The organism is Cellulomonas sp., from assembly GCF_965229465.1.
In the GTDB taxonomy this organism is placed as follows: domain Bacteria; phylum Actinomycetota; class Actinomycetes; order Actinomycetales; family Cellulomonadaceae; genus Cellulomonas.
Window position 1 is genome coordinate 4,149,447 of the sequence record NZ_OZ245882.1, and the last position, 25,672, is coordinate 4,175,118.

The 25,672-nt window shown below is 69.2% G+C and carries 22 protein-coding genes and 4 tRNA genes; 13 read left to right on the forward strand and 13 right to left on the reverse strand.

What is annotated here, in order from left to right; all coding sequences use genetic code 11:
* Position 1 precedes the first annotated feature (1 nt).
* Together thrS and ACO06A_RS19655 are read right to left on the reverse strand one after the other, a co-directional pair.
* On the reverse strand, positions 2 to 2,014 hold the full coding sequence (gene thrS, locus ACO06A_RS19650; protein WP_421733860.1) for a threonine--tRNA ligase: 2,013 nt from the start codon (positions 2,012 to 2,014) through the stop codon (positions 2 to 4).
* Positions 2,015 to 2,146: 132 nt separating this feature from the next.
* A tRNA-Val gene (locus ACO06A_RS19655) sits at positions 2,147 to 2,219 on the reverse strand.
* A gap of 292 nt (positions 2,220 to 2,511) precedes the next feature.
* Between ACO06A_RS19655 and ACO06A_RS19660 the strand changes: the two genes are divergently transcribed.
* Positions 2,512 to 2,940: an SsgA family sporulation/cell division regulator gene (locus ACO06A_RS19660; protein ID WP_056095121.1), complete on the forward strand. Its 429-nt coding sequence runs from the start codon at positions 2,512 to 2,514 to the stop codon at positions 2,938 to 2,940.
* Between the two features lie 62 nt (positions 2,941 to 3,002).
* On the opposite strand, the gene ACO06A_RS19665 is transcribed toward ACO06A_RS19660, so the two are convergent.
* Together ACO06A_RS19665 and ACO06A_RS19670 are read right to left on the reverse strand one after the other, a co-directional pair.
* The gene (locus tag ACO06A_RS19665; protein WP_421733861.1) at positions 3,003 to 3,866 is read right to left on the reverse strand and encodes an aminotransferase class IV; all 864 of its coding nucleotides are present in this window, start codon (positions 3,864 to 3,866) and stop codon (positions 3,003 to 3,005) included.
* A gap of 4 nt (positions 3,867 to 3,870) precedes the next feature.
* Positions 3,871 to 4,938, reverse strand: coding sequence for a chorismate-binding protein (locus ACO06A_RS19670; protein ID WP_421733862.1), 1,068 nt, complete (start codon positions 4,936 to 4,938; stop codon positions 3,871 to 3,873).
* Between the two features lie 146 nt (positions 4,939 to 5,084).
* Here ACO06A_RS19670 and ACO06A_RS19675 point away from each other — a divergent pair.
* The 3 genes from ACO06A_RS19675 (at position 5,085) to ACO06A_RS19685 (ending at position 5,401) form a co-directional block, all read left to right on the forward strand.
* A tRNA-Gly gene (locus ACO06A_RS19675) sits at positions 5,085 to 5,156 on the forward strand.
* Between the two features lie 55 nt (positions 5,157 to 5,211).
* Positions 5,212 to 5,282, forward strand: a tRNA-Cys gene (locus ACO06A_RS19680).
* Between the two features lie 44 nt (positions 5,283 to 5,326).
* A tRNA-Val gene (locus ACO06A_RS19685) sits at positions 5,327 to 5,401 on the forward strand.
* Positions 5,402 to 5,592: 191 nt separating this feature from the next.
* Here the strand turns inward: ACO06A_RS19685 and ACO06A_RS19690 are convergent.
* The 8 genes from ACO06A_RS19690 to ACO06A_RS19725 all read right to left on the reverse strand — a co-directional run bounded on the left by ACO06A_RS19690 (position 5,593) and on the right by ACO06A_RS19725 (position 13,511).
* Complete coding sequence (locus ACO06A_RS19690) at positions 5,593 to 6,054, reverse strand: ester cyclase (RefSeq protein ID WP_421733863.1); 462 nt, start codon at positions 6,052 to 6,054, stop codon at positions 5,593 to 5,595.
* A gap of 28 nt (positions 6,055 to 6,082) precedes the next feature.
* On the reverse strand, positions 6,083 to 6,622 hold the full coding sequence (locus tag ACO06A_RS19695) for a WHG domain-containing protein (protein ID WP_421733864.1): 540 nt from the start codon (positions 6,620 to 6,622) through the stop codon (positions 6,083 to 6,085).
* Between the two features lie 262 nt (positions 6,623 to 6,884).
* The gene (locus ACO06A_RS19700) at positions 6,885 to 7,532 is read right to left on the reverse strand and encodes a TMEM175 family protein (RefSeq protein WP_421733865.1); all 648 of its coding nucleotides are present in this window, start codon (positions 7,530 to 7,532) and stop codon (positions 6,885 to 6,887) included.
* Between the two features lie 290 nt (positions 7,533 to 7,822).
* Complete coding sequence (locus ACO06A_RS19705; RefSeq protein ID WP_421733866.1) at positions 7,823 to 8,656, reverse strand: carbohydrate ABC transporter permease; 834 nt, start codon at positions 8,654 to 8,656, stop codon at positions 7,823 to 7,825.
* A gap of 70 nt (positions 8,657 to 8,726) precedes the next feature.
* A complete protein-coding gene (locus ACO06A_RS19710; protein ID WP_421733867.1) occupies positions 8,727 to 9,545 on the reverse strand; it encodes a carbohydrate ABC transporter permease in 819 nt (272 codons plus the stop codon).
* Between the two features lie 144 nt (positions 9,546 to 9,689).
* Positions 9,690 to 11,066, reverse strand: coding sequence for an ABC transporter substrate-binding protein (locus ACO06A_RS19715; protein ID WP_421733868.1), 1,377 nt, complete (start codon positions 11,064 to 11,066; stop codon positions 9,690 to 9,692).
* Positions 11,067 to 11,727: 661 nt separating this feature from the next.
* Positions 11,728 to 12,483, reverse strand: coding sequence for an SDR family oxidoreductase (locus tag ACO06A_RS19720; protein ID WP_421733869.1), 756 nt, complete (start codon positions 12,481 to 12,483; stop codon positions 11,728 to 11,730).
* Positions 12,480 to 13,511, reverse strand: coding sequence for a zinc-dependent alcohol dehydrogenase (locus tag ACO06A_RS19725; RefSeq protein ID WP_421733870.1), 1,032 nt, complete (start codon positions 13,509 to 13,511; stop codon positions 12,480 to 12,482). The genes ACO06A_RS19720 and ACO06A_RS19725 overlap by 4 nt, the downstream gene beginning before the upstream one ends.
* 154 nt (positions 13,512 to 13,665) lie before the next feature.
* Here ACO06A_RS19725 and ACO06A_RS19730 point away from each other — a divergent pair, with 154 nt between their 5' ends.
* The 3 genes from ACO06A_RS19730 to ACO06A_RS19740 are packed head-to-tail and all read left to right on the forward strand — an operon-like array spanning position 13,666 to position 14,995.
* Positions 13,666 to 13,824, forward strand: a complete 159-nt coding sequence (locus ACO06A_RS19730; protein ID WP_421733871.1) for a hypothetical protein — start codon at positions 13,666 to 13,668, stop codon at positions 13,822 to 13,824.
* Between the two features lie 2 nt (positions 13,825 to 13,826).
* A complete protein-coding gene (locus ACO06A_RS19735; RefSeq protein WP_421733872.1) occupies positions 13,827 to 14,153 on the forward strand; it encodes an L-rhamnose mutarotase in 327 nt (108 codons plus the stop codon).
* On the forward strand, positions 14,150 to 14,995 hold the full coding sequence (locus tag ACO06A_RS19740; RefSeq protein ID WP_421733873.1) for an amidohydrolase family protein: 846 nt from the start codon (positions 14,150 to 14,152) through the stop codon (positions 14,993 to 14,995). The genes ACO06A_RS19735 and ACO06A_RS19740 overlap by 4 nt, the downstream gene beginning before the upstream one ends.
* A gap of 458 nt (positions 14,996 to 15,453) precedes the next feature.
* Here ACO06A_RS19740 and ACO06A_RS19745 read toward each other — a convergent pair whose 3' ends face one another.
* The gene (locus tag ACO06A_RS19745) at positions 15,454 to 16,623 is read right to left on the reverse strand and encodes a mandelate racemase/muconate lactonizing enzyme family protein (RefSeq protein WP_421733874.1); all 1,170 of its coding nucleotides are present in this window, start codon (positions 16,621 to 16,623) and stop codon (positions 15,454 to 15,456) included.
* A 103-nt stretch (positions 16,624 to 16,726) separates the two neighbouring features.
* On the opposite strand from ACO06A_RS19745, the gene ACO06A_RS19750 reads away from it, so the two are divergent.
* The 6 genes from ACO06A_RS19750 (at position 16,727) to ACO06A_RS19775 (ending at position 25,636) form a co-directional block, all read left to right on the forward strand.
* Positions 16,727 to 17,503, forward strand: coding sequence for a FadR/GntR family transcriptional regulator (locus ACO06A_RS19750; protein WP_421733875.1), 777 nt, complete (start codon positions 16,727 to 16,729; stop codon positions 17,501 to 17,503).
* A gap of 517 nt (positions 17,504 to 18,020) precedes the next feature.
* Entirely contained in the window at positions 18,021 to 19,685 is a 1,665-nt protein-coding gene (gene kdpA, locus ACO06A_RS19755; protein ID WP_421733876.1) for a potassium-transporting ATPase subunit KdpA, read from the forward strand.
* Positions 19,682 to 21,778 carry a potassium-transporting ATPase subunit KdpB gene (gene kdpB, locus ACO06A_RS19760; protein WP_421733877.1) on the forward strand — a complete coding sequence of 699 codons (2,097 nt, stop codon included), beginning with the start codon at positions 19,682 to 19,684 and terminating at the stop codon, positions 21,776 to 21,778. The genes kdpA and kdpB overlap by 4 nt, the downstream gene beginning before the upstream one ends.
* On the forward strand, positions 21,778 to 22,422 hold the full coding sequence (gene kdpC, locus ACO06A_RS19765; RefSeq protein WP_421733878.1) for a potassium-transporting ATPase subunit KdpC: 645 nt from the start codon (positions 21,778 to 21,780) through the stop codon (positions 22,420 to 22,422). The genes kdpB and kdpC overlap by 1 nt, the downstream gene beginning before the upstream one ends.
* On the forward strand, positions 22,419 to 24,950 hold the full coding sequence (locus tag ACO06A_RS19770) for an ATP-binding protein (RefSeq protein ID WP_421733879.1): 2,532 nt from the start codon (positions 22,419 to 22,421) through the stop codon (positions 24,948 to 24,950). Before kdpC ends, ACO06A_RS19770 begins: the two co-directional genes overlap by 4 nt.
* A complete protein-coding gene (locus ACO06A_RS19775; protein WP_421733880.1) occupies positions 24,950 to 25,636 on the forward strand; it encodes a response regulator in 687 nt (228 codons plus the stop codon). The genes ACO06A_RS19770 and ACO06A_RS19775 overlap by 1 nt, the downstream gene beginning before the upstream one ends.
* Positions 25,637 to 25,672: the final 36 nt, after the last annotated feature.

The window sequence follows — 25,672 nt, forward strand, 5'->3', positions numbered from 1 at the left end:
CTCAGACCTGCACGCGGTCGCGCACCGCCGTGACGATCCGCTCGATCGCCTCGGCAACCGGCACGCCGTTGTCCTGACGTCCGTCGCGGTACCGGAACGACACCGCCCCGGCCTCGGCGTCCTCGCCACCGGCGATGAGCACGAACGGGATCTTCTGCGTGCTGGCGTTGCGGATCTTCTTGCCGAAGCGGTCGTCGGAACGGTCCACCTCGGCCCGGATCCCCTGCGCGCGCAGCTGGCGCACCACGTCGTCGAGGTACCCCTCGAACGGCTCGGCGACCGGCACCGCGAGCACCTGCACGGGCGCCAGCCACGCGGGGAAGGCCCCCGCGTAGTGCTCGGTGAGGACGGCGAAGAACCGCTCGATCGACCCGAACAGCGCACGGTGGATCATCACGGGCCGTTGGCGCGTGCCGTCCGACGCGGTGTATTCGAGCTCGAACCGCTCCGGCAGGTTGAAGTCCAGCTGGATGGTCGACATCTGCCAGGTGCGGCCCAGCGCGTCCTTGGCCTGCACGGAGATCTTGGGGCCGTAGAACGCGGCGCCGCCCGGGTCCGGGACCAGGTCGAGCCCGGACTCCTCGGCCACCTGGCGCAGCGTCTCGGTGGCCTCCTCCCAGACGACGTCGGAGCCGACCGACTTCTCCGGGTTCTTGGTCGAGAGCTCCAGGTAGAAGTCGTTCAGCCCGTAGTCCTTGAGCAGGTCGAGGACGAAGGTCAGCAGGCTGGTCAGCTCGTCCTTCATCTGCTCGCGGGTGCAGTAGATGTGCGCGTCGTCCTGGGTGAACCCGCGGGCGCGGGTCATGCCGTGCACGACGCCCGACTTCTCGTAGCGGTAGACGGTGCCGAACTCGAAGAGCCGCAGCGGCAGCTCCCGGTACGAGCGCCCGCGCGCCGCGAAGATCAGGTTGTGCATGGGGCAGTTCATGGGCTTGAGGTAGTAGTTCTGCCCCTGCTTGCGGATGTTGCCCTCGGCGTCGCGCTCCTCGTCGAGCGTCATCGGCGGGTACATGCCCTCGGAGTACCAGTCGAGGTGCCCCGAGATCTGGAACAGCTGCTCCTTGGTGATGTGCGGGGTGTTGACGAACGAGTAGCCCGCCTCCACGTGCCGCTTGCGGGAGTAGTGCTCCATCTCCATGCGGATGATGCCGCCCTTGGGGTGGAACACGGCCAGCCCGGAGCCGATCTCCTCGGGGAAGGAGAACAGGTCGAGCTCGTTGCCCAGCCTGCGGTGGTCGCGGCGCTCGGCCTCGGCGATGCGCTCGAGGTAGGCACGCAGCTCGTCCTTGGTGGGCCACGCGGTGCCGTAGACGCGCTGGAGCTGCGGGTTCTTCTCGGACCCGCGCCAGTACGCGGCCGCCGACCGGGTCAGCTGGAAGCCGTTGCCCAGCAGCCGGGTGCTCGGGATGTGCGGCCCGCGGCACAGGTCCTGCCAGACGACCTGCTCGCTCTCGCGACCGGCGCCGCGCACGTTCTGATAGATGCTCAGGCCGCCGAGGCCGACCTCGACGGAGGCACCGTCGGCCGCCGTCGGGTCGCCCTTGAGGCCGATGAGCTCCAGCTTGTACGGCTCGTCGCGCAGCTCGGCGCGCGCCTCCTGCTCGGTGACGTCCCACCGGCGGAAGGTCTGGCCCTCCTTGGCGATCCGGCCCATGACCTTCTCGATCGCCTTGAGGTCCTCCGGGGTGAACGGGACGTCCACGTCGAAGTCGTAGTAGAAGCCGTCCGTGATCGGCGGGCCGATGCCGAGCCGCGCCTTCGGGTTGACCTCCTGCACGGCCTGCGCGAGCACGTGCGCGGCCGAGTGCCGCAGCACCGCGAGACCGTCCGGCTCCTCGAGGGTCACGGCCTCGACGACCGAGCCGTCGGCCAGCGGGAGGTGCAGGTCGCGCAGCTCGCCGTCCACGCGGACGACGACGACGTCGCGGCGGGCCGCGTACAGGTCCGTACCCGTCGTCCCCGGCTCCACCGTGGTCGCGATCCCGTCGACGGTGAGGGTGATGAGCTCGGGCACCGGTACAGCCTCCTTCGTGGCCGCTCGCCCAGGCGGCGAGCCCCTCGATGCTACCGGCGGGCTCGCCGCCCGCCGGACCTCATATGCACGGCAGAAGGGGCCGGCCCGCTGGGCCGACCCCTTCTGTTCGAGTGGGCGATACCGGACTCGAACCGATGACCTCCTCGGTGTGAACGAGGCGCTCTACCAACTGAGCCAATCGCCCGTCGTCGCAGGTGGCGCCTTCTCCGCGACACGCCGGTACGCGAAGAGGACGCTCACCCGCAGGTGACATCGAGAAGGATGTTACCCGGCGGGGGACTAGAATCAGAAACCAGTCACGATGCAGGTCGTGGCACTGGCGTCAAGAGGGTGCGCCGTCGCCAAGATGGGTGCTGCTACCCGGCATGTTCATCCAGTCGCGCGTCCCTCCGGGTGAACTCGCAGCGCCTACCGGTCCAATCGGGCATCTGGCCTGCCATGATGGGACCTCCAGCCCTTGCGAACAGGAGGACCCGATGCCGAGCTCGACTTATGACGTCGTCGAGGTCGTCGCCATGCAGCTCATCGGGTCCGACGCCAGCGTCATCCCCGTGAGCGCCGAGTTCTCCTTCAGAACCTCTGATCCGTACACGGTGCGCGCGGTCTTCACCGGCCCGCACACCATGTCAACCTGGCTGATCGGCCGCGAGCTCCTCTCCCTGGGGATGCACGCGACGGCCGATGCCCCCGCCGGGACAGGTGACGTGCAGGTGTGGCGTGACGAAGACCCCGACTACACGCTCGTGTCGCTCAGTGGAGTCGAGGGCAGCGCGCTGCTCGCCGCTCCCACCGAGCCGATCGAGAGGTTCCTCGCCGGGACCGAGGCCCTCGTGCCTCTGGGCACCGAGAGCGACCGCATGGAAGGCGAGATCACGGCGCTGATCGCCGCTCTCCTGACCGCCTGACCACACACTCACGACGGCCGGTTCCGCATCTGGCGGGACCGGCCTTCGCATGTCCTGGCCCGTCAGGGGTCGAGGTCGTCGGCCAACCTCGCCTGGAACAGCTGCTGCGCCTGCGTCGAGAGCGGGCCGACGACGACGTCCGTCCCATCGAGGCTCGCCACGGGCGACACGTTCCGGATGGAGCCGCTCATCGTCAGGTGGGCCGTCCCGTCGGTGACCTCGTCGAGCACCTCGTACCGGAGCTCCCCCGCCGTAGCCTCCCGGACGGGGAGGCCCGCCTCGGCGGACCACTCGAGCAGGAGCTCACGCGTGATGCCGGCGAGGCAGCCGCTGGACAGCGGCGGGGTGACCAGCTCGCCGCCGCGCTCGACGAAGACGTTGGATGCCGTGCCCTCGCACAGCTCCCCGACGGTGTTCGCCAGCAGAGCCTCGTCGGCGCCCTGCCGGTAGGCCTCGGCCACGGCGACGACGTTCTCCGCGTACGACGTCGTCTTGAGGCCGGCGACCGCCGACCTCTCGTTGCGGACCCACGGCACCCGAACCACCCGCGACACCTCCGACCGCGCGCCCGGCCCCGCGAGCACGAGCAGGCTCTGGCGCTGGTCCTCCGGTGCGAACCGGTACGAGCCCAGCGGACCCGGTCCACCCGTGAGCGTGATCCGCAGCCGGCCGGTGTCCGGCCCGGCCGCGGCGAGCACCGCCGCGACACCCTCGCGGACGGCGTCCTCGTCAGGCTCACCCAGTCCGATGCCCAGCGCGGACCGCCGGAGGCGGCGCAGGTGCCGGGTCAGCGCGAACGCCGTGCCGTCGTACACCGCGCACGTCTCGAACACGCCGTCGCCGACGGTCAGCCCGTGGTCGATGCCCGACAGGAGAAGGTCCTCCGGACCGTGCAGACGACCGTTCGACCAGATCACGACACCCATCGGGTCAGTCTGTCATCGGCGCGACCTCAGCGCCGGAGGCGAGCGCCACCAGCCGCGCCGCCTTGAGCTCGGTCTCGGCCCACTCGGCCTGCGCGTCGCTCCCCCACGTGATCCCCGCGCCCGTGCCGAACCGCAGCACGCCGTCCTGCCACCAGAAGGTGCGGATGCCGACAGCCAGCTCCGCGCGCACCGAGCCGTCGGGGCTCACCTCGATCCAGCCGACCGCACCGCAGTACGGCCCGCGCGGGACGGTCTCCAGCGCGGAGATGATGTCGAGCGCCGAGGACTTCGGTGCTCCCGACACCGACCCCGGGGGGTAGGTGGCATCGAGCAGCCGCGCCCAGAGGTCGGGGGCGTGGGCGACGTCGTCGGCCAGGACGCCCTGGACCGTGCTCACCAGATGGACCAGGCCCGGGTGACGTTCCTCACCCAGCAGCGTCGTGACCTCGACCGTGCCCGGGACGCACACGCGCTGGAGATCGTTGCGCACGAGGTCCGTGATCATGACGTTCTCCGCGCGGTCCTTGTCCGTCAGCGCGTCCGCGGTGACCGCGGTGCCCTTGATGGGCCCGGAGGTCACGACACCGTGCTCGACCCGCAGGAAGAGCTCGGGTGACGCGGAGACCACCCATACCTCCCCCGGCACGTGGACGCCGCCCGCGTACGGCGCGGGGTTTCCGGCCGCGAGCACCGCGCCGAGCGCACGCCCGTCGGGCTCGTCGGGCAGCGGCGCACTGAGCACGCGGCAGAGATTCGCCTGGTAGACGTCCCCTTCCTGGATGTGCCCCCGCACGCGGTCGACCGCCGAGACGTACGCAGCACGGTCCAGGGACGACGTCCAGGCTCCGGAGTCCGGCCCGGTCCACGGGCTCGTCGGCGAGGAGGCCTCGGTGCTCGTCCGCGCGAACCGCCACGCCCGGACACGCCCCTCGAACTCCCCGACCACCGCCCACCAGCCCGGCTCCGCCAGTCGCTCGGGCTCGGCCCGCACGTCCACGACCTCGACCACCCCGGTCGCCTCGACGCCGCGGAACCACGCGACGCCACGGGGACTGGAGGTCTGCTCGGGCACGCGCACACGCTACCGATCGGCACGACGACGACCGGCGATCCGCACGATCACCCGGCTGCCGCGAGCCAGTTGGACTCTCGCGGAGATCGTCAGTTAGAGTTCGGGACGCACACGGAACACCGGTGAAAACCGGGGAGACGTGCTGTGCGGACGTGGCTCAGTGGTAGAGCATCACCTTGCCAAGGTGAGGGTCGCGGGTTCGAATCCCGTCGTCCGCTCGGAGGCAGACACTCCTGATCGGCTGACCGCAGCCGCTGAGGACTGCGGTCTCAGGGTGGAGTGGCCGAGTGGCGAGGCAGCGGCCTGCAAAGCCGTATACGTGGGTTCGAATCCCATCTCCACCTCGTAGCAGCTTCTTGTTTCACCTGCATGACCCGGCTTGATCCCCGGGCGATTGGCGCAGCGGTAGCGCGCTTCCCTGACACGGAAGAGGTCACTGGTTCGATCCCAGTATCGCCCACCAGCATTACCGCAGGTCAGAGGCCGTTTCGGGACTACCCGGGACGGTCTTTCTGCTTTCTCGGAGGCGAAATGTAGCAACGGGGAGTGAGCGCGAGACGCGGGCCTCATGAGAACCTGCGGTCGCAGGAGGCCGACCGCGCAGCACCCTCCTCAGATCGACGGATGCTCCGCGGTCAGCAAGCAGCCGTGGGATCAGCCGGCACCGACCTGCAGCTGGGTCATGAGGTCCAGGGTGTCGCCGTTGAGCCAGTACTCGACGATCTTGTCGTCGGCGAGGCGAAGGATGTCGGTGCCGTGGAAGGTGACGACCGTGCCCGCAGGTGCCCCGGCACCGGGCATCCCGCCCTCGTAAGTACCGGTAGCTACCCATCGGGCCACCACGTAGTCGCCATCGACGATCGGACCCACCTCGACCGAGAAGTTCAGGTCGGACGCCAGGGAGCGCCCCTGGGTGACGAAGCCGACCATGCCGGAGACGCCGCCGACCGCGCTGCCGTCCCCGCCGTCGAGCATCGCCGCGTGGACGCGGTTGTTCTCGGAGATGATCTGCTCCGCGATGGCGTAGTCGCCGTTCCAGAGCGCCATCCATCTTGTCACCAGGTTGGTTGCGGTGTCCCGGGCGGAGCTCGTCGTGCTGGTGCTGGCGTCGTCCATGGTGCTCTCCTTGGTGGTGGTGGTTGGTCTAGCTGGCGGGATGCGGGGTGGCTGCGTCGACCCAGTGCGAGAGGGCCACGATGAAGCCGCCGACGAGACGGGCGAAGCTGCGGTCGACGTCGGCGCTCCACGCGAACGCCCCAGCGGTCTCGTAGGAGACGAACCCGTGCAGGGTCGAGCGGAAGGCGCGGATCGCGTCGACCGCGTCGTCGCCCTCGAGCCGGTAGGCGGTCAGGACGTCGGCGATGACCTGGATCGCCGCGAGCGAGATCGCTTCGTCCTCCACGTCGCCCGGACCGGGCATGAGGTTGGACGCCTCGTACCGGGCGGGGTGCTGCAACGCCCAGGACCGGTAGGCATGAGACATCGCAGAGATGGCGTCGGCGCCTGAGCGACCTACCGCGGCTCGCGCCAGCACCTCTCCGAGATCTCGCTTCGCGTGCACGGCGATATCGCGGTGCAAGCCGGCCATGGAGTCGATGTGCTTGTACAGCGAGGGCTGACGCACCCCCAACCGGACCGCAAGGGCCGTCAACGTGAGATTGTCCAGACCGACCTCGTCGGCCATCACAGCTGCTTCTTCCGCGACCCGCTCGCGGTTCAGGCCGGCCCTAGCCATGGTTGAGCGCCGCGCCACGGGTATTCGTTGTTGCCATACGGCTAGTGGAACACCGTTCTAGGCTAGCGTCAATAGCCTGTCCGACGATGATCGCGGCACCCCTCAAGGGCTGCCCACTGCAACCCCGCAGATGGGTGCAGCGCAGGCCAGCGCCTCCTGATGAAGCTCGATCTCCGACACAGACAGGGATCGAGGGCCAGGGTCCTGATGACTACGCAGGGTCGCCGCCTGTTTCCCGGCCGAACTCGGAGTTTGTCTCCACCACCCGTGCCGCGATGAACACGGCGAACACGGGGAGATACAGCACGAGCGAGGCCAGCGGACTGACGAACGCGACGCCCACACTCACGCCGGCGATCAATAGCGTTCCCGCGGAGATCACCGCATGCCTGTTCATCCAGGTCACGTCGGCGGACGAGTTGAGCAGTCTCGGACGTCGTGCGAGGTAGAGGTCCAGGACCACCCACGGCACGGAGATGATCACCGCTACCCCGGCGAACACCATCATCGCGGCAACCTGATCCGCCCGGTCTCCCTCCCTCAGCGCGTTCGACACGAGAACTGTCGGCCAGGGAACCAGCGAAGCGCCGAGCAGCACCCCAAGATTCAGGAGCATCACGATCGGGTCGGCGTGACGCACTCGCGCGATCGCCTCGTTGTGGTTCAACCACACGGTGCCGATCGTCAGGAAGGCCGTCAGGTACGCGAGATACGCAGGCCAGTTCTCGAGCAGCTGATGCGGCGACTGTGCTCGCTCCGGGAGAAGGTCCAGCACCAACAGCGTGAGCGCGATCGCGAACACGGCATCACTGAACGCCTCGAGACGCCCCGTCCGCCTCTGGGGTTCGATAAGTGCCATGCCCGGATCCTGGCAGACGCGCGCAACCCCTCGGCCCGACTGGATCGGATGTGGTGCGAGCCAGAGGGTCCGTGACTCGGTGTGAACCGACGAAGCCGAGGGCTAGGTACACCGGCCGGTGAGGGGCCGTTCCCGTGTCCGCATCCAGCGATCGCCAACTCGCTCGCCCGCCACGGGCAACCACCCCAACTGCATGGACGACGGCCCGGTCGTTGCAGCGTCCCTTTCGATCCCTGGGGTCCTAGCGCACCCAGACCAGCGTCGAACGGGAGACCGCGGGTCGCGCCGGGTCATTCCTTCGTGGCACCCGCCGTCAGCCCGGTCACGAGGAAGCGCTGTGAGAACAAGAAGACCACCAGAACCGGAGCCACGGAAATGAGCGTCGCGAGCGCCAACTGGGGAAGGCTGATCGTCAACGAGGCGATATTGGTCGGGTTGAACACGGGCGTGTTCGAGATCAGCTCCGTCAGGCCCACCTGTATGGGCATCTTTCGCGACCCGGGCTGCGTGACGAACGGGAGGAAATAGTTGTTCCAGTTGCTGACAAAGTTGAAGAAGCCGACGAGCGCGATCACGGGGGTCGCCAGGGGCACGGCGATCTTCGTGAAGACCCGGAACTCGCCCGCGCCGTCGATGCGGGCGGCATCGAGCAGATCGCGCGACATCGTCGTGGAAAAATAGATGTACGCCAAATAGACCCCGAACGGGAAGAAGGCGAACGGGAGGATCACGGAGAGCGGCGTACCAACCAGTCGAACACTGGTGAGTTCGAGGAAGATCGGCAACGCAAGTGCCGTGTTCGGGATGAGCATGACCATGAGAGTCGTGATGAGCACGAGCCGACGAAGCTTGAAGGTGGTCATCGCGAGGGCATAGCCCGCGGGAATCGTCACGATAATCGTGAGTACCAGGGCGACCCCGGAGTACAGCACCGAATTGCCGAGCCAGGTCCAGATGATGCCGTGCTGGAAGTTGACCAGATTGTTCCAGTTCTCAGCGAGTTGATCGAAGGACCCGAAACTGAACGGAAGCTCACCGTTGGCACCGTTGAGTTGAGCCTGGGACTTCGTCGGCGCAAGCAACAGCCACGCCAGGGGCAGCACGAAGAACACGCTGAAGAACACGAGAACGGCAATGACGAGAACGCGCCGGAGCCAACGCGCGGGAGCCGTCGCTGAGGGAACGACGCGGAGACTAGTCGCGGTCAAAGAGTCCTCCTCTGAAGACGAAGATGGCTGCTAGGCCCGCCGCGACGACCAGGAGGAGGATCGAGATCGCCGCCGACCCGTTGTAGTCCGATTGGGTACCGAAAGCGAACTGGTAGGCAAGCTGATTGAGCGAGTAGTCCTTCGGGACAACTCCCCGACTCGCCTGGCTGAGGACCCTGGGCTCGACGAACAACTGGCTTCCGGCCGCGATCGAGACGATGGCCATGTAGACGATCCACTTTCGCATGAGCGGGATCTGGATGTACCACGCGGTCTTCAGGGGGCCGGCACCGTCGATGCGGGCGGCCTCCATGACATCGGTCGAGATCGTGTTGAGCGCGCCGAACATGATGATGATCCATCCACCGGCACCGACCCAGAACGCGATGATCGTGAAGATCACCGGAAGGTTGGTCTGGGCGACCGTTGTGATGAAGCTATCGAATCCGAACTGCTGCAGCAAAACAGCAATAGGGCTCACGCTCGGGTCGAGCAGGAAGAGCCAGAGCAGGACGCTCGCCGACCCTGCCAACGCTCCGGGGATGTAGAACAGGAATCGGGTCGTCGCGGACACCCACCGGACGCGCACGGCCTGGACGATGAGCGCCAGCACGACGACGAGCAGAAGGAGGCTCACCAGCCAGATGGCGACGAAGAGCGCAACGTGCTGCACGGCCGGGAAGAACCGGAAATCGCCGAACACCTTGACAAAGTTGTCGAGTGCGACGAACTGTCCGCGCTTGGTGAAAGCGAGGTACAGCGCGTACAGCATCGGCACGATACCGAAGGCCAGAAGCAGCAGCACGTAGCCACTCGAGAATATGTAGCCAATGTAGGCCTGGGGGCCTGTTCGGCTCTGCGGGCGCCCGGCTGTCCCCCGCTGCCGCCCCTGTGGAGGGGAGGCAGCGAGAGGCGCTATCTCGGTGCTCGAGATGGTTCTCGTCATTCTCTACTTGACCGTGTAGCCGTTGACTTTGGCGTCGTTCTCGTATCGCGTCTTCCACTCGTCTGCGACCGAGTCGATGGTGTTGCCGGCGGCCAGAGCCGGAGCCACGATCTCAGCCCAAGCGGGCTCTGAGCTGAAGGAGAGGGTCGCACCCCATCCGGCCCAGATGTGGCTGGCTGCGCCAGTGACGACCTCCTTGAACGTGTCCGAGTTGGCCCAGTAGTCGCTGTCGACCTGTCCGTCCAACCACTCGCTCGCGGTTGACTCGTACGCCGGCAGGCCGGTGATCAACTTGACAGACTGAGGACCGCTCGTCGCGTACTGCAGGAACTTGCCCACTGCTTCGAGGTTTGTCGAGTGGCTCGAGCCGTACCAGAAGCCACCGCCCACGTTGCCGGTATTGACGTCTTCGCCAGCCCAGTGCAACGGAGCGCCAGCAGCCCACGTGCCCGGCTCTGCGGCGAGGCTGTCAGGGTTCTGGATGACCGCTCCAATGAACCAGGTCGGTCCGGGGATGCCGAGCGTCGTGTCCTTGTGGTTCGCCGCCCAGTCGGGTGTGAACAGTCCATCCAGCGTCAGAGTGCCGTTCGCGAACATGTGGTCCAGGAGGGCGATCATGCGGGTCGTGTGGTCATCCGAGAAGTCGGCCGTGAAGTTGTTGTCACTGTCGACCGTGTAGATCGGCGCCTGAGCGGCCCACATGTCCGTCAGCACCGCGGTGAACGGGTCACCGATCGAGCCGAGGATGTATCCAGGGTGGTCGGCTGCAAGCTTGTCGCTGAGCGCCTGGTAGTCCTCCCAGGTCTCGGGGACGTCGTAGCCGAACTCGTCGAACAGGGCCTTGTTGTACCAGAACACCACGGGCGCGAGGTTGTCGCGGGCACCGTAGATGTGGCCGTCGACCGTGACCGGGTCCAGCGCGTGCGCGGTGTAGCCGTCAAGCCAGCCGTCCTCGGTGACGCCCGTGTCGAGCGCCGCGGCGAAAGCCTGAACGCCGTTCTGCTCCTTCGCGGCCCAGCTGGCGTCGTTCACCTGCCCCGACCACACGACGTCGGGCCAGCCTTCACCGGCTGCGTCGGCGAGCGCGACCTTGGTCTGGAACGAGTTGGTACCGCCGGAGTTGCCGTCGTACGTCTCGATCTTCACCTCGATGTCGGGGTTGTCCGTCTGGAATGCCTCGGCGATAGCCGAGCGGTCCGCGTCCACCCAGATGGTGATCGGGCTGTCCTTGATCTGCTCGGGGGCGGGGAATCCGAAACTGGAGTCGGTACCACTACCTCCGCTGGAGCAACCTGCCGCAATCAGCGCGAGGCTCGCGGCTGCTGCGGTCAGCACCAACAGACGGGGGAATCGGGTGGAGCGGCGTTGCTGTGCTGACATTGTCGCGTCCTCTTCTGGTCGACGTCGTTGACGACTTCACCACCCACTCTGGCGATGGTTTGCCATTCGATCATACATGTGACGTATGCGCAATGACTGCCTCTGGTGAGCCGGACCTCTCCTAGCCCTGGGGCTTGAAGAGCCGTGAGGCAACCCCGATGACGTGCCCACCGCTGTAGCGGGCAGCGGTGTCCTCGTTCGTCACGACTCCCCCTGACGCTCACCCCGACGTGATGTTGATCGGGGCCGCTTTGCCCCCGGTCAACGCAATGCCCGAGCGTGGTCGGCGCCGCCTCGTCGGCAGACCCCGGCCGAGATGGCGGCAAGGACCTGGTCGTGCGCAGAGGGGTCTGCTCGTGGAACGCGGCCGGGCACGTCGACTGAGTACCGGCTGCTCTCCCGTGCCCGCTCGAACAGCGACCGTGCGATGCTCTCCGCGATGCGGTGGTGCGACAGTGCCAGCCGTCTCGTGGAAGGCGACGCCGGCCGCCTGGACGTGCGGGATGTGGTCGAGGGACGTCCGCATCTGCTCCAGGGTGTGCGGCGGAACTCTCGGAGCCCCGCGACGGTGCTCGGCCCGCTCGCCGCGGATCCGAACTGATGCGGTAGGCGGCTCTGGCCAGTCACGTCTGGAGCCGGCACCACGTCGGAGGTCGCTAGCTCATCGTCCGAGCCAGCCACCGTCGACCGGGATGGTGACCCCGTCGACGTAGTCCGAGGCGGACGACGCGAGAAACACGACCGCCCCGCACAGGTCGGTGGCTCTGCCCCACCGGCCGGCGGGGATCCGCTCGAGGATCGCGCGGGAGCGCTCAGGGTCGTCCTGCAGGGCCCGGGTGTTGTCGGTCGCGATGTAGCCGGGTGCGATCGCGTTGACGTTGACCCCGCGCGATGCCCACTCGTTCGCGAGCGCCTTGGTGAGCCCGGCGACGGCGGACTTCGATGCGGTGTACCCGGGGACGTTGATCCCGCCCTGGTAGCTCAGCAGGCTTGCGGTGAAGACGATCTTCCCGGAGCCGCGCTCCAGCATCGGCCGCGCGACGAGCTGAGTCAGCACGAAGTGGCTCGTGAGGTTGACCTCCAGGACGCGGTCCCACCAGTCGAGGGGGTGCTGCGCGGCCGGCATCCGGGCGATCGTGCCGGCGTTGTTGACGAGGATGTCGGGCGCTCGCTCGGCGAGCTCTCCACCGAGAGTGGTGACCGCCTCACGATCGCCGAAGTCCACCGCGTAGCTCTGGAACGAGCGCCCGTGCGACTCGACGACCCGCGCCACGGCACTGCCTTCGCGTTCGAGCGTGGCGCTCACGCCGATCACGTCGGCACCCGCGGCGGCGAGCGCCTCTGCGAGGGCGAAGCCGATCCCGCGCTTGGCGCCGGTGACGACGGCGAGCCGCCCGGTCAGGTCGAACGGGTTCACTTTGCACTCTCCGTAGCGGCGACATCGACCAGGATCTTCATGGCGAGTCCCCGCTCGAGGTCGTCGACAGCGGCTCGCACAGCGGTGAGGGGCACGACCTGTGAGATGAGCAGCTCGCTGGGCACGACACCGTCCGCCAGCAGGGAGCTCGCCGTCTCGAAGTCGGACCGCTCGTAGACGCGGGCACCCAGGATCCGGAGCTCGCGCCAGAAGATCTGCCTGAGATCGACCTCCCTGGGTGCTCCGTGGATCGCGACGACGACGATCGTCCCTCGAACCTTGGCCAGCCCGGTGGCGGCAGCGACCGCAGCCGCGGCGCCGGAAACCTCGAAGACCACATCGGCACCTGCTCCGTCGGTCCATGCGGCGACCCAGGCGGCCTGATCGGTCGAGCCGGGGTCGACGGCCACATGACCGAGCTGTTCGATCTTCGCGCGACGGTGGGGATCGGGCTCGACGATCGCCACGATCGCGCCGACGTGCCGCGCGACGGTCGCGATCAGTACCCCGATCGGCCCGCCCCCGAGCACGACCACGTGGTCGCCGGGCGCAACCTCACCGCGGCGTACGTCGTGGACAGCGACGGCGGTGGGCTCGACCAGAGCCGCGACGTCCAAGGCCAGGCCTGCGGGGAGTGCGACGAGAGTGTGGGCCGGCACGTTCCACAGCGTCTGCAGTGCACCCGGGGAGTCGATCCCGATGAACTCCAGGTTCTGGCAGATGTGCTGATGACCGCCCAGGCACGCCGGGCAGGTCCCGTCCCAGGCGAGCGGCATGACCGTCACGGCATCACCCGTCGACCAGCCGGCGACGCCCTCGCCCACCTCCTCGATCGTCCCGCTCATCTCGTGACCGAAGATCAGCGGCGTGGTGACGCGGGCGTCCATGGCCCCGTGGACGATGTGCAGGTCCGTCCCGCACAAACCGACGAAGGCCACGCGGACCTGCACGTGGCCGCTGGGCGGGGGCACGGGCTCGGAAGGGAGGACCTCGACCGTCCCGTTCCCTGTATATGCAGCACTGCGCACAGCGCATCTCCTTCGGTGTTGCCCGGCGACCGTCGTTGGTCACGATCCGGTTTCGGACTGTATCGGAGGATGGAGTACACGTCACATGTATGATCTAGTTGCCGTCGCCCGACTCACCGTGGGGTCGCCTCTTTCTCCAAGGAAGAAGGAACTAGTGCCGGCGTTCAACCCGACGGCTGCGGGCGTCACGGCGACCCAGCTGCCTACCCTGGCGATCGCGACGGTCCTTGCCGTCCTGCCGGTCCTGCTCATCACCTTGTTCGCGCAGCGGTTCCTCGTTGCGGGGCTGACCGCGGGTGGGACGAAGCAGTGAACATGCAGCGATCTGCCTTCGTCGTCGACGTGGTCCCCGAGAAGCGCGACGAGTACGTCCGGCTGCACGCGGACGTATGGCCGGGCGTCGAGGCGCTCCTCTCGGCCCACCACGTGACCAACTACTCGATCTTCCTGATCGAGAACACGCTGTTCGGGTACTACGAGTACACCGGCGACGACCACGAGGCCGACCTGGCCCTCGTGGACGCCGATCCCGTCACCCAGGAGTGGCTCGCGCTCACGGGCCCGTGCCAGACCCCGTTCGGGCGCTCCGCCGCACCGACGGACGGGTGGCGCCCGCTCGAGGAGCTCTGGCACCTCCCGTGAGGCACCTCCTCGATTCCCACCTGCACATGTGGGAGCGGGCCAAGCACCCGCAGCCCTGGCTCGACGCACAGCCGATGTCGGCCATCGATCGTGACTTCCCACCAGGCGCGGCCGTCGCGGAGCTGGCCCTCCACGGTGTCGACGGCTGCGTGGTCGTGCAGGCCGTCAACGAGCTCTCGGAGACCGTCGACCTGCTTGCGGTGGCCCATGCCACGCCGGAGATCCGCGGCGTCGTTGGCTGGCTCGATCTCACGGCGCACGTACCGGAGCAGATCCGGATGCTTCGCGGTTTGCCGGGCGGCGACCTGCTCGTCGGCGTGCGGCACGTCACCTTTGTCGAGGCGGACCCACGGTGGCTCGCCCGGGACGACGTCCGGCGGGGCCTGTCGGATCTCGGCGATGCCGGCTTGGCGTTCGACGTGCTGATCGCCCACCACCAGCTCCCCCTGGCCACCGACGTCGCCCGCCGAGTCCCCGAGACGAGCTTCGTCCTCGACCACGGGGGCAAGGTCCCGATGCGGAGCACCGAGCTCGCGATGTGGGCGCGTGACCTCACCGAGCTCGCGGGCTGCCCGAACGTGGCCATGAAGGTCTCCGGAATCGTCACCGAGGACGACTGGCACGGCTGGTCGAACGTGCGGTTGCGCCCTGTGGTCGAGCATGCTCTGGCGACATTCGGGTCGGAGCGGCTGCTCTTCGGCTCCGACTGGCCGGTCGTCGAGCTGGCCGGCGGGTACGGCCGCTGGCTCACCGCCTACCTCGAGCTCACCGACGACCTGTCGCAGACCGAGCGCGACGCGATCGACGGTGTGAACGCGACCCGCATCTACGGGCTGTCATGACGGCCCTCCCCGCCCGCCCGCTCGGTGGCACCGGCGTGCACATCTCCGAGATCGGCTTCGGCGCGTCGACGCTGGGCAACCTGCACGGCCGATGACCGACGACGACGCCTTCCGGGCAGCGGAGCGCGCGCGGGAGCGGGGGTGCGGTACGTCGACACCCGCGCCGCACTACGGCCTGGGCCTGTCCGAGCACCGCTGGGGAGCGGTGCTGCAGGGACTCCCCCGAGACGACTTCGTCGTGTCCACCAAGGTCGGTCGCCTCATCCGTCCGAACCCACGGCCGGCGGGGCTCGACAACGACGGCTTCATCGTGCCGGGCTCGGTCGAGGATGCGACGTGTCAACTCCGCGACCGGAAGGCCGCCCGTCACGAGCGCCTCAGCCAGAGGGGTCGCACACCGTTCGTCGTCCGCGACGACGAACGGGACGAGCCAGTGGCCGTGAGAGAGCCAACGACGCCTATCGACCGCTCTGACGAGGGCCGTCCGATCGCGACTCAGGCACGAGTCGCAGGCCGGCGCGGTCGGGGCGGACGTGCGGCCCGTCCGTCTGGGCCCACCCGTCCAGCGGCACAGCCCGGGCGATCCGCGTCTCATCGATCGTCGTGCCGTGACCGGGCTTGTCCCCGAGCACGATGCCGCCATCGGCGATCTCATAGTCCACCGTCATGCCGAGCGGGGCTCCGAGGTCCTGCAACTCGGCCGAGAGGTGGTTCGGAACGGCCGCGGCGGCATGGAAGACGGGGTTCGCCGTCGACCCGACAGGACTGATGGGCAGGTCGCGGCTGTGCGCGACTGCCGCGACACGCAGGAAGTGCGTGATCCCCCACATGCTGCCGACCTGGACGATGTCGACGGCCCCAGCGTCCAGAAGCGGCTTGAACTGCTCCAGCCCGGTGAGGTTCTCGCCGGTGGCGACCCCCGCGCGAACAGCGCGACTGACCATTGCCATGCCGTCGGCGTCCCACCGCCGCAACGGCTCCTCGACCCAGGACAGGTCGACCTTCTCCTCGACAGCGTGGATGTATCGGATCGCCTGCTTGCGGTTCCAGGACTCGTTGGCATCCAGCATGATGCCCGGTCGGGGCGTGTTGACCGAGAAGATGTCGCGCACGCGCGCCAACCTGACGAGGTCGCTGTCCAGGTTCAGGCCGCCCTTCACCTTGACGCTCGTGAACCCGCGCGCCACCCACTCGCCGTACAGGTCGCTGAGCTCGTCGTCGGGGATCGCGATCTCCAGCGCCGAGGCATACGCGGGCACGAACCGGTCGCGCGCCCCGAGAGTGCGCCATAGCGGCTCGTCGGCGATCTTCGCCTTCAAGTCCCAGAGCGCCATGTCCAGTGCGCCGATGCCGCCGAATGTCGCACCCACGTGCCCGCCCTTGAACACACGGGCCAGCATGCGGTCGTACAGCGCGACCACCGCGCGCGGGTCCTCGCCCTCGATCGCAGGAAAGACGCGGTCGATGTCCACGTGCGACCCGACACCGATCCCCTCGAGGCCCTCGTCCGTCTCGAGGATGACGATCGGCACCTCGGTGATGCCGTCCCGGATGAAGCCGTTGACATCGCCGACGGGGCGCCCCCAGTCCTGGAGTGTCGTCACGGTCCGGTACGCGGTGATTCTCATTCGCTCACATGTCCTCTTCGGCGCTCGGTCGGCCGCAGTGCCGCCACGAAAAGAGCATACATCACACGTCTACACAGTAGCTGCCTCCGCATATACTCCCGCCATGACCGTTCCTGACCCGGCCGCAGAGGGCCCGCGCATCCCTTCCATCCAGGATCGGATGCCTGCGCAACGCCTGGGCGTGGCGGTCGTGGAGGCGCTGGTCAACGTGATCGTCACGGGGCAGCTCGCGCCTGGCGACACGCTGCCGCCGGAGGTCCCGCTCGCCAAGCAGTTCGGGGTCAGCCGGACTGTGCTGCGCGAGTCGGTCAAGCGACTGGAGGAAAAGGGCCTGGTGTCGGTCGGTCAGGGTCGCGGGACCACGGTGCAGCCGACCCGATCGTGGAACATGATGGACCGCGTCGTCCTGACGGCTCTCATCGCGCACGACGAGACGCTCGGAGTTCTCGACGAGCTCAGCGTCGTCCGCGCCCGCCTCGAGGCCGCCATGGCCGCCGACACCGCCCGCGTCCGCTCGTCGGAGGAGCTCGAGACGCTGCGACAGGCCCTGGAGTCCATGCGCGCGTCGCTGGACGACCCCACCGCCTTCGGCGCGTCCGACGTGCGCTTCCACGACATCGTCATGGAGATCTCCGGCAACCGCCTCGCCGAGAGCATCGCCCGGTCCCTGTTCGAGCGGGCGCGCGACAGCGCGCGGTACCACGGGATGACACCGCCGTCGTTCCACGAGCGGACGCTGCGCGAGCACGAAGCAGTGTTCGCGACGATCGAGGCCCGCACCACCGAGGCCGCTGAGCACGCGATGTACTCGCACATCATCGACGCCTGGCAACGCCGCCGCCTGCCGGACCACTCGGGCACCAAGCCGCGCCGCATGTAGGCGCCGCGGGGATCACGTCGACGGAGATGGATCCGGGATCTCGGTCGGCCAGTGTTCCGAGACGGTGACGCAGGACCGTGCCCATCCCGATGACCAGGCTGGTGGCCGACGCTACGAAGGACCCCGGCCGTCGCGAACCGTCCTGGCAACAGCTCACCCCCACAGGCGAGGCGACGACGCCGTGACGACAAGGTTGCGCTAAGACCACACGGTGCACCGTCAACAAGCCGTCAAGGCTGCCGCTGACGTGCTGACGAAGGCGTAGACCAACGGGTGCGGCCCCGGTGCGGGCCGTCGGGAGACCCCGCGAGTGGTCCTCCGTCCGTCGTCGAAGGTGCAGTGAGACCCATGGCCGATGTGGCCTTCCTCGCGTTGACCGTGGTGTTCTTCGCCGCCGTCGCGCTGCTCGCACGCCGGGCTGACCACTCATGAGCGGGCTCGACGTCGCCGGCCTCGTCGTCGCCGGCGCACTCCTGGTGTACCTGGTGGTCCAGCTGTTGCGTGCGGACAAGGTCCGATGAGCGCGACGTGGACCGCGGTCGGTCAGATCGGGATCGTCGTCCTGGTGCTGGCTGCCGCGCACAAGCCGCTCGGCGACTACATGTTCGGGGTGATGACCTCGACGAGGCACCTCGCCGTCGAGCGCGCCGGCTACCGGGTCATGCGGGTTGACCCCGACGCCGAGCAGAGGTGGAGCACCTACCTGCTCTCCCTGCTCGGGTTCTCCCTCGCGTCGGTCCTGCTCCTGTTCGGCCTGGGACGCCTGCAGGACCGGCTTCCCCTCGGCATCGGCATGACGCCGCTGGACCCGGCCGGCGCCTGGAACACCGCCGTCTCGTTCGTCACCAACACGAACTGGCAGTGGTACTCCGGTGAGGCCGCCATCGGGCACCTCATGCAGATGGCCGGGCTCGCCGTGCAGAACTTCTTGTCCGCAGCCGTCGGTCTGGCCGTCGTCGCCGCCCTGGCCCGGGGGTTCGCGCGGTCCGGAACCGACGGCCGGGTCGGCAACTTCTGGGCCGACCTGGTGCGGGGCACGGTCCGCATCCTGCTCCCGCTGGCGTTCGTCGCGGCGCTGGTGCTGGTGGCCGGAGGAGTGATCCAGAATCTGAACGCCCCTACCGAGATCACGACCCTCGCGGGCGGCACCCAGTCGGTGCTCGGTGGGCCGGTCGCCTCCCAGGAGGCCATCAAGCAGCTGGGCACCAACGGCGGCGGGTTCTTCAACGCCAACTCCGCGCACCCGTTCGAGAACCCGACACCGTGGACCAGTGCGTTCGCCGTGGTCCTCATGTTGCTGATCCCGTTCACGCTGCCGCGCCTGTTCGGCCGCATGGTCGGCGACCGCCGGCAGGGCTGGGCGATCCTCGCCGCGATGTCGACCCTGTGGGTCACCGCAGTCGGCCTGCTCACCTGGGCCGAGATGGCCGGGCCCGGCCTGGCCCCCGCGGCCGCCGGTGGCGCGATGGAGGGCAAGGAGGTCCGCTTCGGTGAGGCTGCCTCTGCCCTGTTCGCCGCGTCGACCACGATGACCTCGACCGGTGCGGTCAACTCGACGCACGACTCGCTGACTGCGCCGGGCGGCGGCGTCGCGCTGCTCGGGATGCTGCTCGGTGAGGTCTCCCCCGGCGGTGTCGGCAGCGGACTGGTCGGGATGGTCGTGCTGATCATCGTCGCGGTGTTCCTGGCCGGGCTCATGGTCGGGCGCACCCCGGAGTACCTGGGCAAGAAGATCGGCCGCCAGGAGATCACCCTCGTCGCGCTGTACGTGCTGACGATGCCCGCGGTCGTCCTGATCGGCTCCGCCGTCGCCATCTCGACGCCCGCCGGGCTGGCCGGGCAGCTGCAGGGCGGTCCACACGGGCTCTCGGAGGTCGTCTACGCGTTCGCCTCCGCCGGGAACAACAACGGCTCCGCGTTCGGTGGGCTGACCAGCGGCACGCCGTTCTACACCACCCTGCTCGGCCTGGCGATGCTCATCGGCCGGTTCGTCCCCATCGCGCTCGTCCTGGCCCTCGCCGGACGCCTCGCGCACCAGAGGACGACCCCGGAAGGTGCCGGCACCCTGCCGACGCACACCCCGCTGTTCGTCGGCCTCCTGGTGACCGTGACCCTCGTGGTGGTCGGCCTCACCTTCGTCCCCGTCCTGTCCCTCGGTCCCGTCGTGGAGTCCCTGTCATGAGCACCACCCTTGTCGAGAAGCCGGCGGCCACGCCGCACGTCGTGCCGGCCGCCGCGTCGACGCTGTCCGCGCGGCAGCTCGCCGCCGCGATGCCGGGTGCCCTCCGGGGGCTGGACCCTTGCCGACTGTGGGACTCCCCCGTCATGTTCGTCGTCGAGGTCGGCGCCGCGTTCACCACCGTGCTCGCCATCGCCGAGCCGAGCCCGTTCGCGTGGTCCATCGCGGTCTGGCTCTGGCTCACGGTCGTCTTCGCCACGCTGGCGGAGTCCGTGGCCGAGGGCCGCGGGAAGGCTCAAGCGGCGAGCCTGCGCGCGACACAGCGCGAGACGACGGCCCGCAAGGTCGTCTCCGGCGACGTGACGGTCCAGGTCGCCTCGTCCACCCTCAAGGTCGGCGACGTGGTCATCGTCGTTGCCGGAGAGACGATCCCCGGCGACGGAGACGTCATCGACGGCGTCGCGAGCGTCGACGAGTCCGCCATCACCGGCGAGTCCGCCCCTGTCATCCGGGAGTCCGGCGGGGACCGGTCCGCGGTCACGGGTGGCACGGTCGTACTGTCCGACCGGATCGTCGTGCGCATCACCGCGCCCGCGGGCCAGACGTTCGTCGACCGGATGATCGCGCTGGTCGAGGGCTCGGAGCGGCAGAAGACCCCCAACGAGGTTGCCCTGAACGTCCTGCTCACCACCCTGACGATCATCTTCCTGCTCGCGGTGGTCACCCTGCAGCCGTTCGCCGTCTACTCGGGCGCCCGGCAGCCACTCATCGTGCTGGTCGCACTCCTGGTCTGTCTGATCCCGACGACCATCGGGGCGCTGCTGTCCGCGATCGGCATCGCGGGCATGGACCGCCTCGTGCGCCGCAACGTGCTCGCGATGTCCGGCCGCGCCGTCGAGGCCGCCGGCGACGTCGACGTCCTGCTGCTGGACAAGACCGGCACCATCACGCTCGGCAACCGCCAGGCCGCCGATCTGCTCCCCGCGGCCGGCATCGACCCGGCGCTGCTCGCCGACGCCGCGCAGCTCTCGTCGATGGCCGACGAGACCCCCGAGGGCCGCTCGGTCCTGGTCCTGGTCAAGGAACGGTTCGGGCTGCGCGAGCGACCCGAGGGTGACCTGGTCGGCGCCGCGCTGGTGCCGTTCCAGGCCCGCACCCGGATGAGCGGCGTGGACCTCCCCGCCGGCACCGACCGCCCCGCGCGCCTCGTGCGCAAGGGAGCCGCCGCCGCCGTCACCCACTGGGTGCGGTCCACCGGTGGGAACGCCGGCGACGACGTCGCTGCCACGGTGGACGCGATCTCCGCTTCCGGCGGTACACCGCTCGTCGTCGCGGAGCAGCTGGGCGACCGCCCGGCGCGCGTGCTCGGGGTGATCCACCTCAAGGACGTCGTGAAGGAGGGCATGCGTGAGCGGTTCGACGCCCTGCGTGCCATGGGCATCCGGACCGTCATGGTCACCGGCGACAACCCGCTGACTGCCAAGGCCATCGGCGCCGAGGCGGGCGTGGACGACGTGCTCGCGGAGGCCACCCCGGAGGACAAGCTGGCGCTGATCCGTCGGGAGCAGGAGGGCGGGCGACTGGTCGCGATGGCCGGGGACGGCACCAACGACGCACCCGCACTCGCGCAGGCCGATGTCGGGGTCGCCATGAACACGGGGACGACCGCGGCCAAGGAGGCCGGGAACATGGTCGACCTCGACTCGAACCCGACCAAGCTGCTCGAGATCGTGGAGATCGGCAAGCAGCTGCTCATCACCCGCGGCGCCCTCACGACGTTCTCGGTGGCCAACGACGTCGCGAAGTACTTCGCGATCCTGCCCGCGATGTTCGTCGTGGCGTTCCCGCAGCTCGGCGTGCTGAACGTCATGCACCTGAGCAGCCCGCAGTCGGCGATCCTGTCGGCCGTCATCTTCAACGCGCTGATCATCGTGGCGCTGCTGCCGCTGGCGCTGCGCGGGGTCCGGTACCGGCCCTCGTCGGCGTCCGCGCTGCTGCGCCGCAACCTCCTGGTCTACGGCCTCGGCGGCGTCATCGCCCCGTTCCTCGGGATCAAGCTCATCGACCTGCTCGTCACCGCCCTGGGGATGTCCTGATGACCACCGTCCTGCGCCCGCACCACTCCACGGGCTCCGACACCGTCTCCTTCGCCCGTCAGACCTGGGCCGGGCTGCGGGTGCTGCTCGTACTCACTGTGGTCCTCGGCCTGGTCTACCCGCTGGCCGTCACCGGGGTCTCCCAGCTGCTGTTCCGCTGGCAGGCCGACGGGTCGTTGGTGTCCGCTTCGGGTGAGCATGTGACCAGCGCGGAGGACCCGGTCGGCTCGTTGCTGATCGGCCAGTCGTTCGACGGGCCGCTGTGGTTCCACCCCCGCCCGTCCGCCGCAGGCGACGGATACGACACCCTGGCCTCGGCCGGGTCCAACCTCGGACCGCTCAACCCGGACCTCGTCGCCACCATCGACGAACGCCGCACCGCGGTCGCCGCCGAGGAGGACGTCGACCCGGAGAGCGTCCCGGCGGACGCACTGACCGCGTCAGCGTCGGGCCTGGACCCCGACATCTCCCCCGCTTACGCCGAGCTGCAGGTCGCCCGGATCGCGCGGGCTCGCGACATCTCCGAGCAGGACGTGCGCGCGCTGGTTGACACCGTCACGGTCGGGCGTGATCTCGGCGTGCTCGGCGAGCCGCGGGTCAACGTCCTGCGCCTCAACCTCGCCCTGGAGACACTGGGCTCATGATCAGGCCCGACGACGATGGCTCGGGGGCGGACCGCCCGCGTCGGGGTCGGTTGACCGTCTATCTCGGCGCCGCTCCCGGTGTCGGCAAGACGTACGCGATGCTCGACGAGGCCCACCGGCGGCTGTCCCGCGGGACCGACGTGGTGGTGGGCCTCGTCGAGGCGCACGGCAGGCTCGCGACCGCCGCGCTGCTGGAGGGTCTGGAGGTGCTGCCGCGGCGAGCGCTGACCCATCGCGGCAGCGAGTTCACCGAGCTCGACGTCGAGGCCGTCCTCGCCCGGGCGCCGCAGGTCGCGATGATCGACGAGCTCGCGCACACCAACGTCCCGGGAAGCCTGCACCCGAAGCGCTGGCAGGACGTGCACGACATCCTCGACGCCGGCATCGACGTCGTCACGACGGTCAACGTGCAGCACCTGGAGTCGCTGAACGACGACGTCGAGGCCATCACCGGCGTGAAGCAGCGCGAGACCGTGCCCGACCACGTGGTGCGGGACGCCGACCAGGTCCAGCTCGTCGACCTCCCCCCGGAAGCGCTGCGCCGCAGGCTCGCGCACGGGAACGTCTACCGGGCCGAGCAGATCGACGCCTCCCTCACCCAGTACTTCCGGGTGGGCAACCTCACCGCCCTGCGCGAGCTCGCGCTGCTGTGGCTGGCGGACCGGGTCGACGACGCGCTGACCACCTACCGCCGCGAGCACAGGATCGAGTCGCCGTGGCCGGCGCGCGAACGCGTCGTCGTCGCCGTCACCGGCGGTCCGGAGGGGGACACCCTGCTGCGCCGCGGCGCCCGGATCGCCCAACGGGCCGCGGGCTCCGAGCTCCTGGCCGTCCACGTCCTGGCCACCGACGGCCTGCCCAGCGCCCCGCCGGCTCGGATCGCGGAGCAGCGCCGCCTCGTCGAGTCCCTCGGTGGCACGTTCCACACCGTCGTCGGCGAGGACGTGCCCACCGCCGTGGTCGACTTCGCGCGCGGTGTGAACGCCACCATGGTCGTCGTCGGGGTCTCCCGGCGCAGCCGCTGGCGTGAGGCGGTCCGGGAGAGCAACGGCACCGAGATCGCTCGCCTCGCCGGGATGATCGACGTCCACCTGGTCACCCACGAGCGCGCCCGCTCCGGCCGCCGCCATGCCGGTCGAGCGTCCGCACTGTCGCGCCCGCGCCGGATCGGTGGCTGGGTCCTCGCTCTCGTCGGACCCGTGCTGCTCACCGTCGCGCTCGGCGCCGCGCGCGACCTGGTCAGCCTTCCCACCGACCTGATGCTCTTCCTCGCGCTCACCGTCCTGGTCGCGCTGGTGGGCGGACTGTGGCCGGCCATCGTCAGCGCCGTGGTCGGTTTCCTCCTGCTCAACTGGTTCTTCACGCTGCCGACCGGCCGGCTGACGATCGCCGAGCCAGAGAACGCACTCGCCCTCGGCGTGTTCGTGCTGGTGGCAGCCGGGGTCGCCTCGGTCGTGGACGTCGCCGCTCGACGGACGACCGAGGCGTTCCGCGCACGGGCCGAGGCGTCTGCGCTGGCCGCCGTCTCCCGGTCGGTGCTCTCCGGCGAGGACACGGCCGCCGCGCTGGTGGCGCGACTGCGCGAGACGTTCACGCTCGAAGCCGTCGCGCTCCTGTCGAAGAACGGATCCCGGTGGGACGTCCTGTCCACCGACGGCGCCGAGCCCGCCCTCGACCCCGAGACCGCGACCGCCGTCCTGGTCGTCGACGAGAACCGGGTGCTCACCCTGACCGGTCGGGTCCTGCCTGCGAGCGACCGCCGCGTGCTCGAGGCCTTCGCCTCGCAGGTCGGCATCGTGCTCGAGCAGGAACGGCTGCGCGCCCAGGCCGAGCAGGCGCGGATCCTCGGCGAGGCGGACGCCACCCGCACTGCTCTGCTGGCCGCCGTCTCGCACGACCTGCGCACCCCCCTGGCGACCATCCGCGCATCGGTGGACGGCCTCACCTCGACGGACCTGCACCTCGACGAGGCCGACCGGGCCGCGCTCGTGGGCACGCTCGAAGAGTCGACCGCGCGGCTGGAACGACTGATCGACAACCTGCTCGACCTGTCCCGCCTCCAGACCGGCAGCGTCCGTCCCGTGCTGCGTGCCACGAGCCTCGACGAGATCGTGCCCTTCGCGGTCGAGGGCTACTCCCCCGGCACAGTCGTCCTCGACGTCCCCGACGACCTGCCCCTGGTGCACACCGACGCGGGACTGCTGGAGCGGGTCGTGGCCAACCTCGTCTCGAACGCCGTCCGCCACGCACCCGCCGACAGCCCTGTCGTCGTCAGCGCCTCGACCGTCGGGCGTGGGATCGTCGTGCGTGTCGTCGACAAGGGTCCCGGCATCCCGGACGAGCTCAAGGACCACATGTTCGACGCCTTCCAGCGCCTCGGTGACACCACCGGCACCGGTCTCGGCCTCGGTCTGGCGGTCGCCGATGGCCTCGCGACGGCCGTCGGGTCCGAGCTGAGCGTCGAGGACACCCCAGGGGGCGGCCTGACCATGCTCGTGACCGTCCCCCTCGCCGAGGCAGGTCCGTGATGGCGGGCAACAAGATCCTGGTGGTCGACGACGAACCCGGCCTCGCCCATGCCTTGTCGATCACCCTGCGCGCGTCCGGCTGGGACGTGACGACCGCCGGCGACGGGGCATCAGCCATCTCGAGCGCCGCGTCGCACGCCCCTGACGTCGTGCTGCTCGACCTCGGCCTGCCCGACATGAGCGGGCTGGACGTCATCACCGCCATCCGTGGCTGGAGCCGCGTCCCGATCGTCGTCCTGTCCGCGCGGCAGCACGGCGAGGACAAGGTCGACGCCCTCGACGCCGGCGCCGACGACTACGTCACCAAACCGTTCGCCATGAACGAGCTGCTCGCCCGCCTGCGCGCCGCGGTCCGCCGGGCGACCCCACCCACCGACTCGGACGACGCCGTCGTGGTTGCGGGCGAGCTCACCATCGACCTCGCCCGCAAGCGCGTCCTGCGGGACGGCGTCGAGGTGCGGCTCAGCCCGACGGAATGGTCGATGCTCGAGGTGCTGGTACGCAACCGCGGCCGCCTCGTCGGGCGCCGCCAGCTCCTCCAGGACGTCTGGGGACCTGGATACTCCGACGAGACCAACTATCTTCGCGTCTACTCGGCACTGCTCCGACGCAAGCTCGAGCGGGACCCGGCTCACCCGCGGCACCTCATCACTCAGCCCGGGATGGGCTACATCTTCGAGGTATGACGGCCTGCGCGGACGTCGTACTTCTCCCTGCGGAAC

Bases quoted from the DNA above. Each gene is read 5' to 3' on its own strand.
- ACO06A_RS19660 (WP_056095121.1), top strand. From the start codon at position 2,512: ATGCCGAGCTCGACTTATGACGTCGTCGAGGTCGTCGCCATGCAGCTC.
- ACO06A_RS19665 (WP_421733861.1), bottom strand. From the start codon at position 3,866: ATGGGTGTCGTGATCTGGTCGAACGGTCGTCTGCACGGTCCGGAGGAC.
- ACO06A_RS19690 (WP_421733863.1), bottom strand. From the start codon at position 6,054: ATGGACGACGCCAGCACCAGCACGACGAGCTCCGCCCGGGACACCGCA.
- ACO06A_RS19695 (WP_421733864.1), bottom strand. From the start codon at position 6,622: ATGGCCGACGAGGTCGGTCTGGACAATCTCACGTTGACGGCCCTTGCG.
- ACO06A_RS19700 (WP_421733865.1), bottom strand. From the start codon at position 7,532: ATGGCACTTATCGAACCCCAGAGGCGGACGGGGCGTCTCGAGGCGTTC.
- ACO06A_RS19715 (WP_421733868.1), bottom strand. From the start codon at position 11,066: ATGTCAGCACAGCAACGCCGCTCCACCCGATTCCCCCGTCTGTTGGTG.
- ACO06A_RS19735 (WP_421733872.1), top strand. From the start codon at position 13,827: ATGCAGCGATCTGCCTTCGTCGTCGACGTGGTCCCCGAGAAGCGCGAC.
- ACO06A_RS19745 (WP_421733874.1), bottom strand. From the start codon at position 16,623: ATGAGAATCACCGCGTACCGGACCGTGACGACACTCCAGGACTGGGGG.
- ACO06A_RS19750 (WP_421733875.1), top strand. From the start codon at position 16,727: ATGACCGTTCCTGACCCGGCCGCAGAGGGCCCGCGCATCCCTTCCATC.
- kdpA (WP_421733876.1), top strand. From the start codon at position 18,021: ATGAGCGCGACGTGGACCGCGGTCGGTCAGATCGGGATCGTCGTCCTG.
- kdpB (WP_421733877.1), top strand. From the start codon at position 19,682: ATGAGCACCACCCTTGTCGAGAAGCCGGCGGCCACGCCGCACGTCGTG.
- kdpC (WP_421733878.1), top strand. From the start codon at position 21,778: ATGACCACCGTCCTGCGCCCGCACCACTCCACGGGCTCCGACACCGTC.
- ACO06A_RS19770 (WP_421733879.1), top strand. From the start codon at position 22,419: ATGATCAGGCCCGACGACGATGGCTCGGGGGCGGACCGCCCGCGTCGG.
- ACO06A_RS19775 (WP_421733880.1), top strand. From the start codon at position 24,950: ATGGCGGGCAACAAGATCCTGGTGGTCGACGACGAACCCGGCCTCGCC.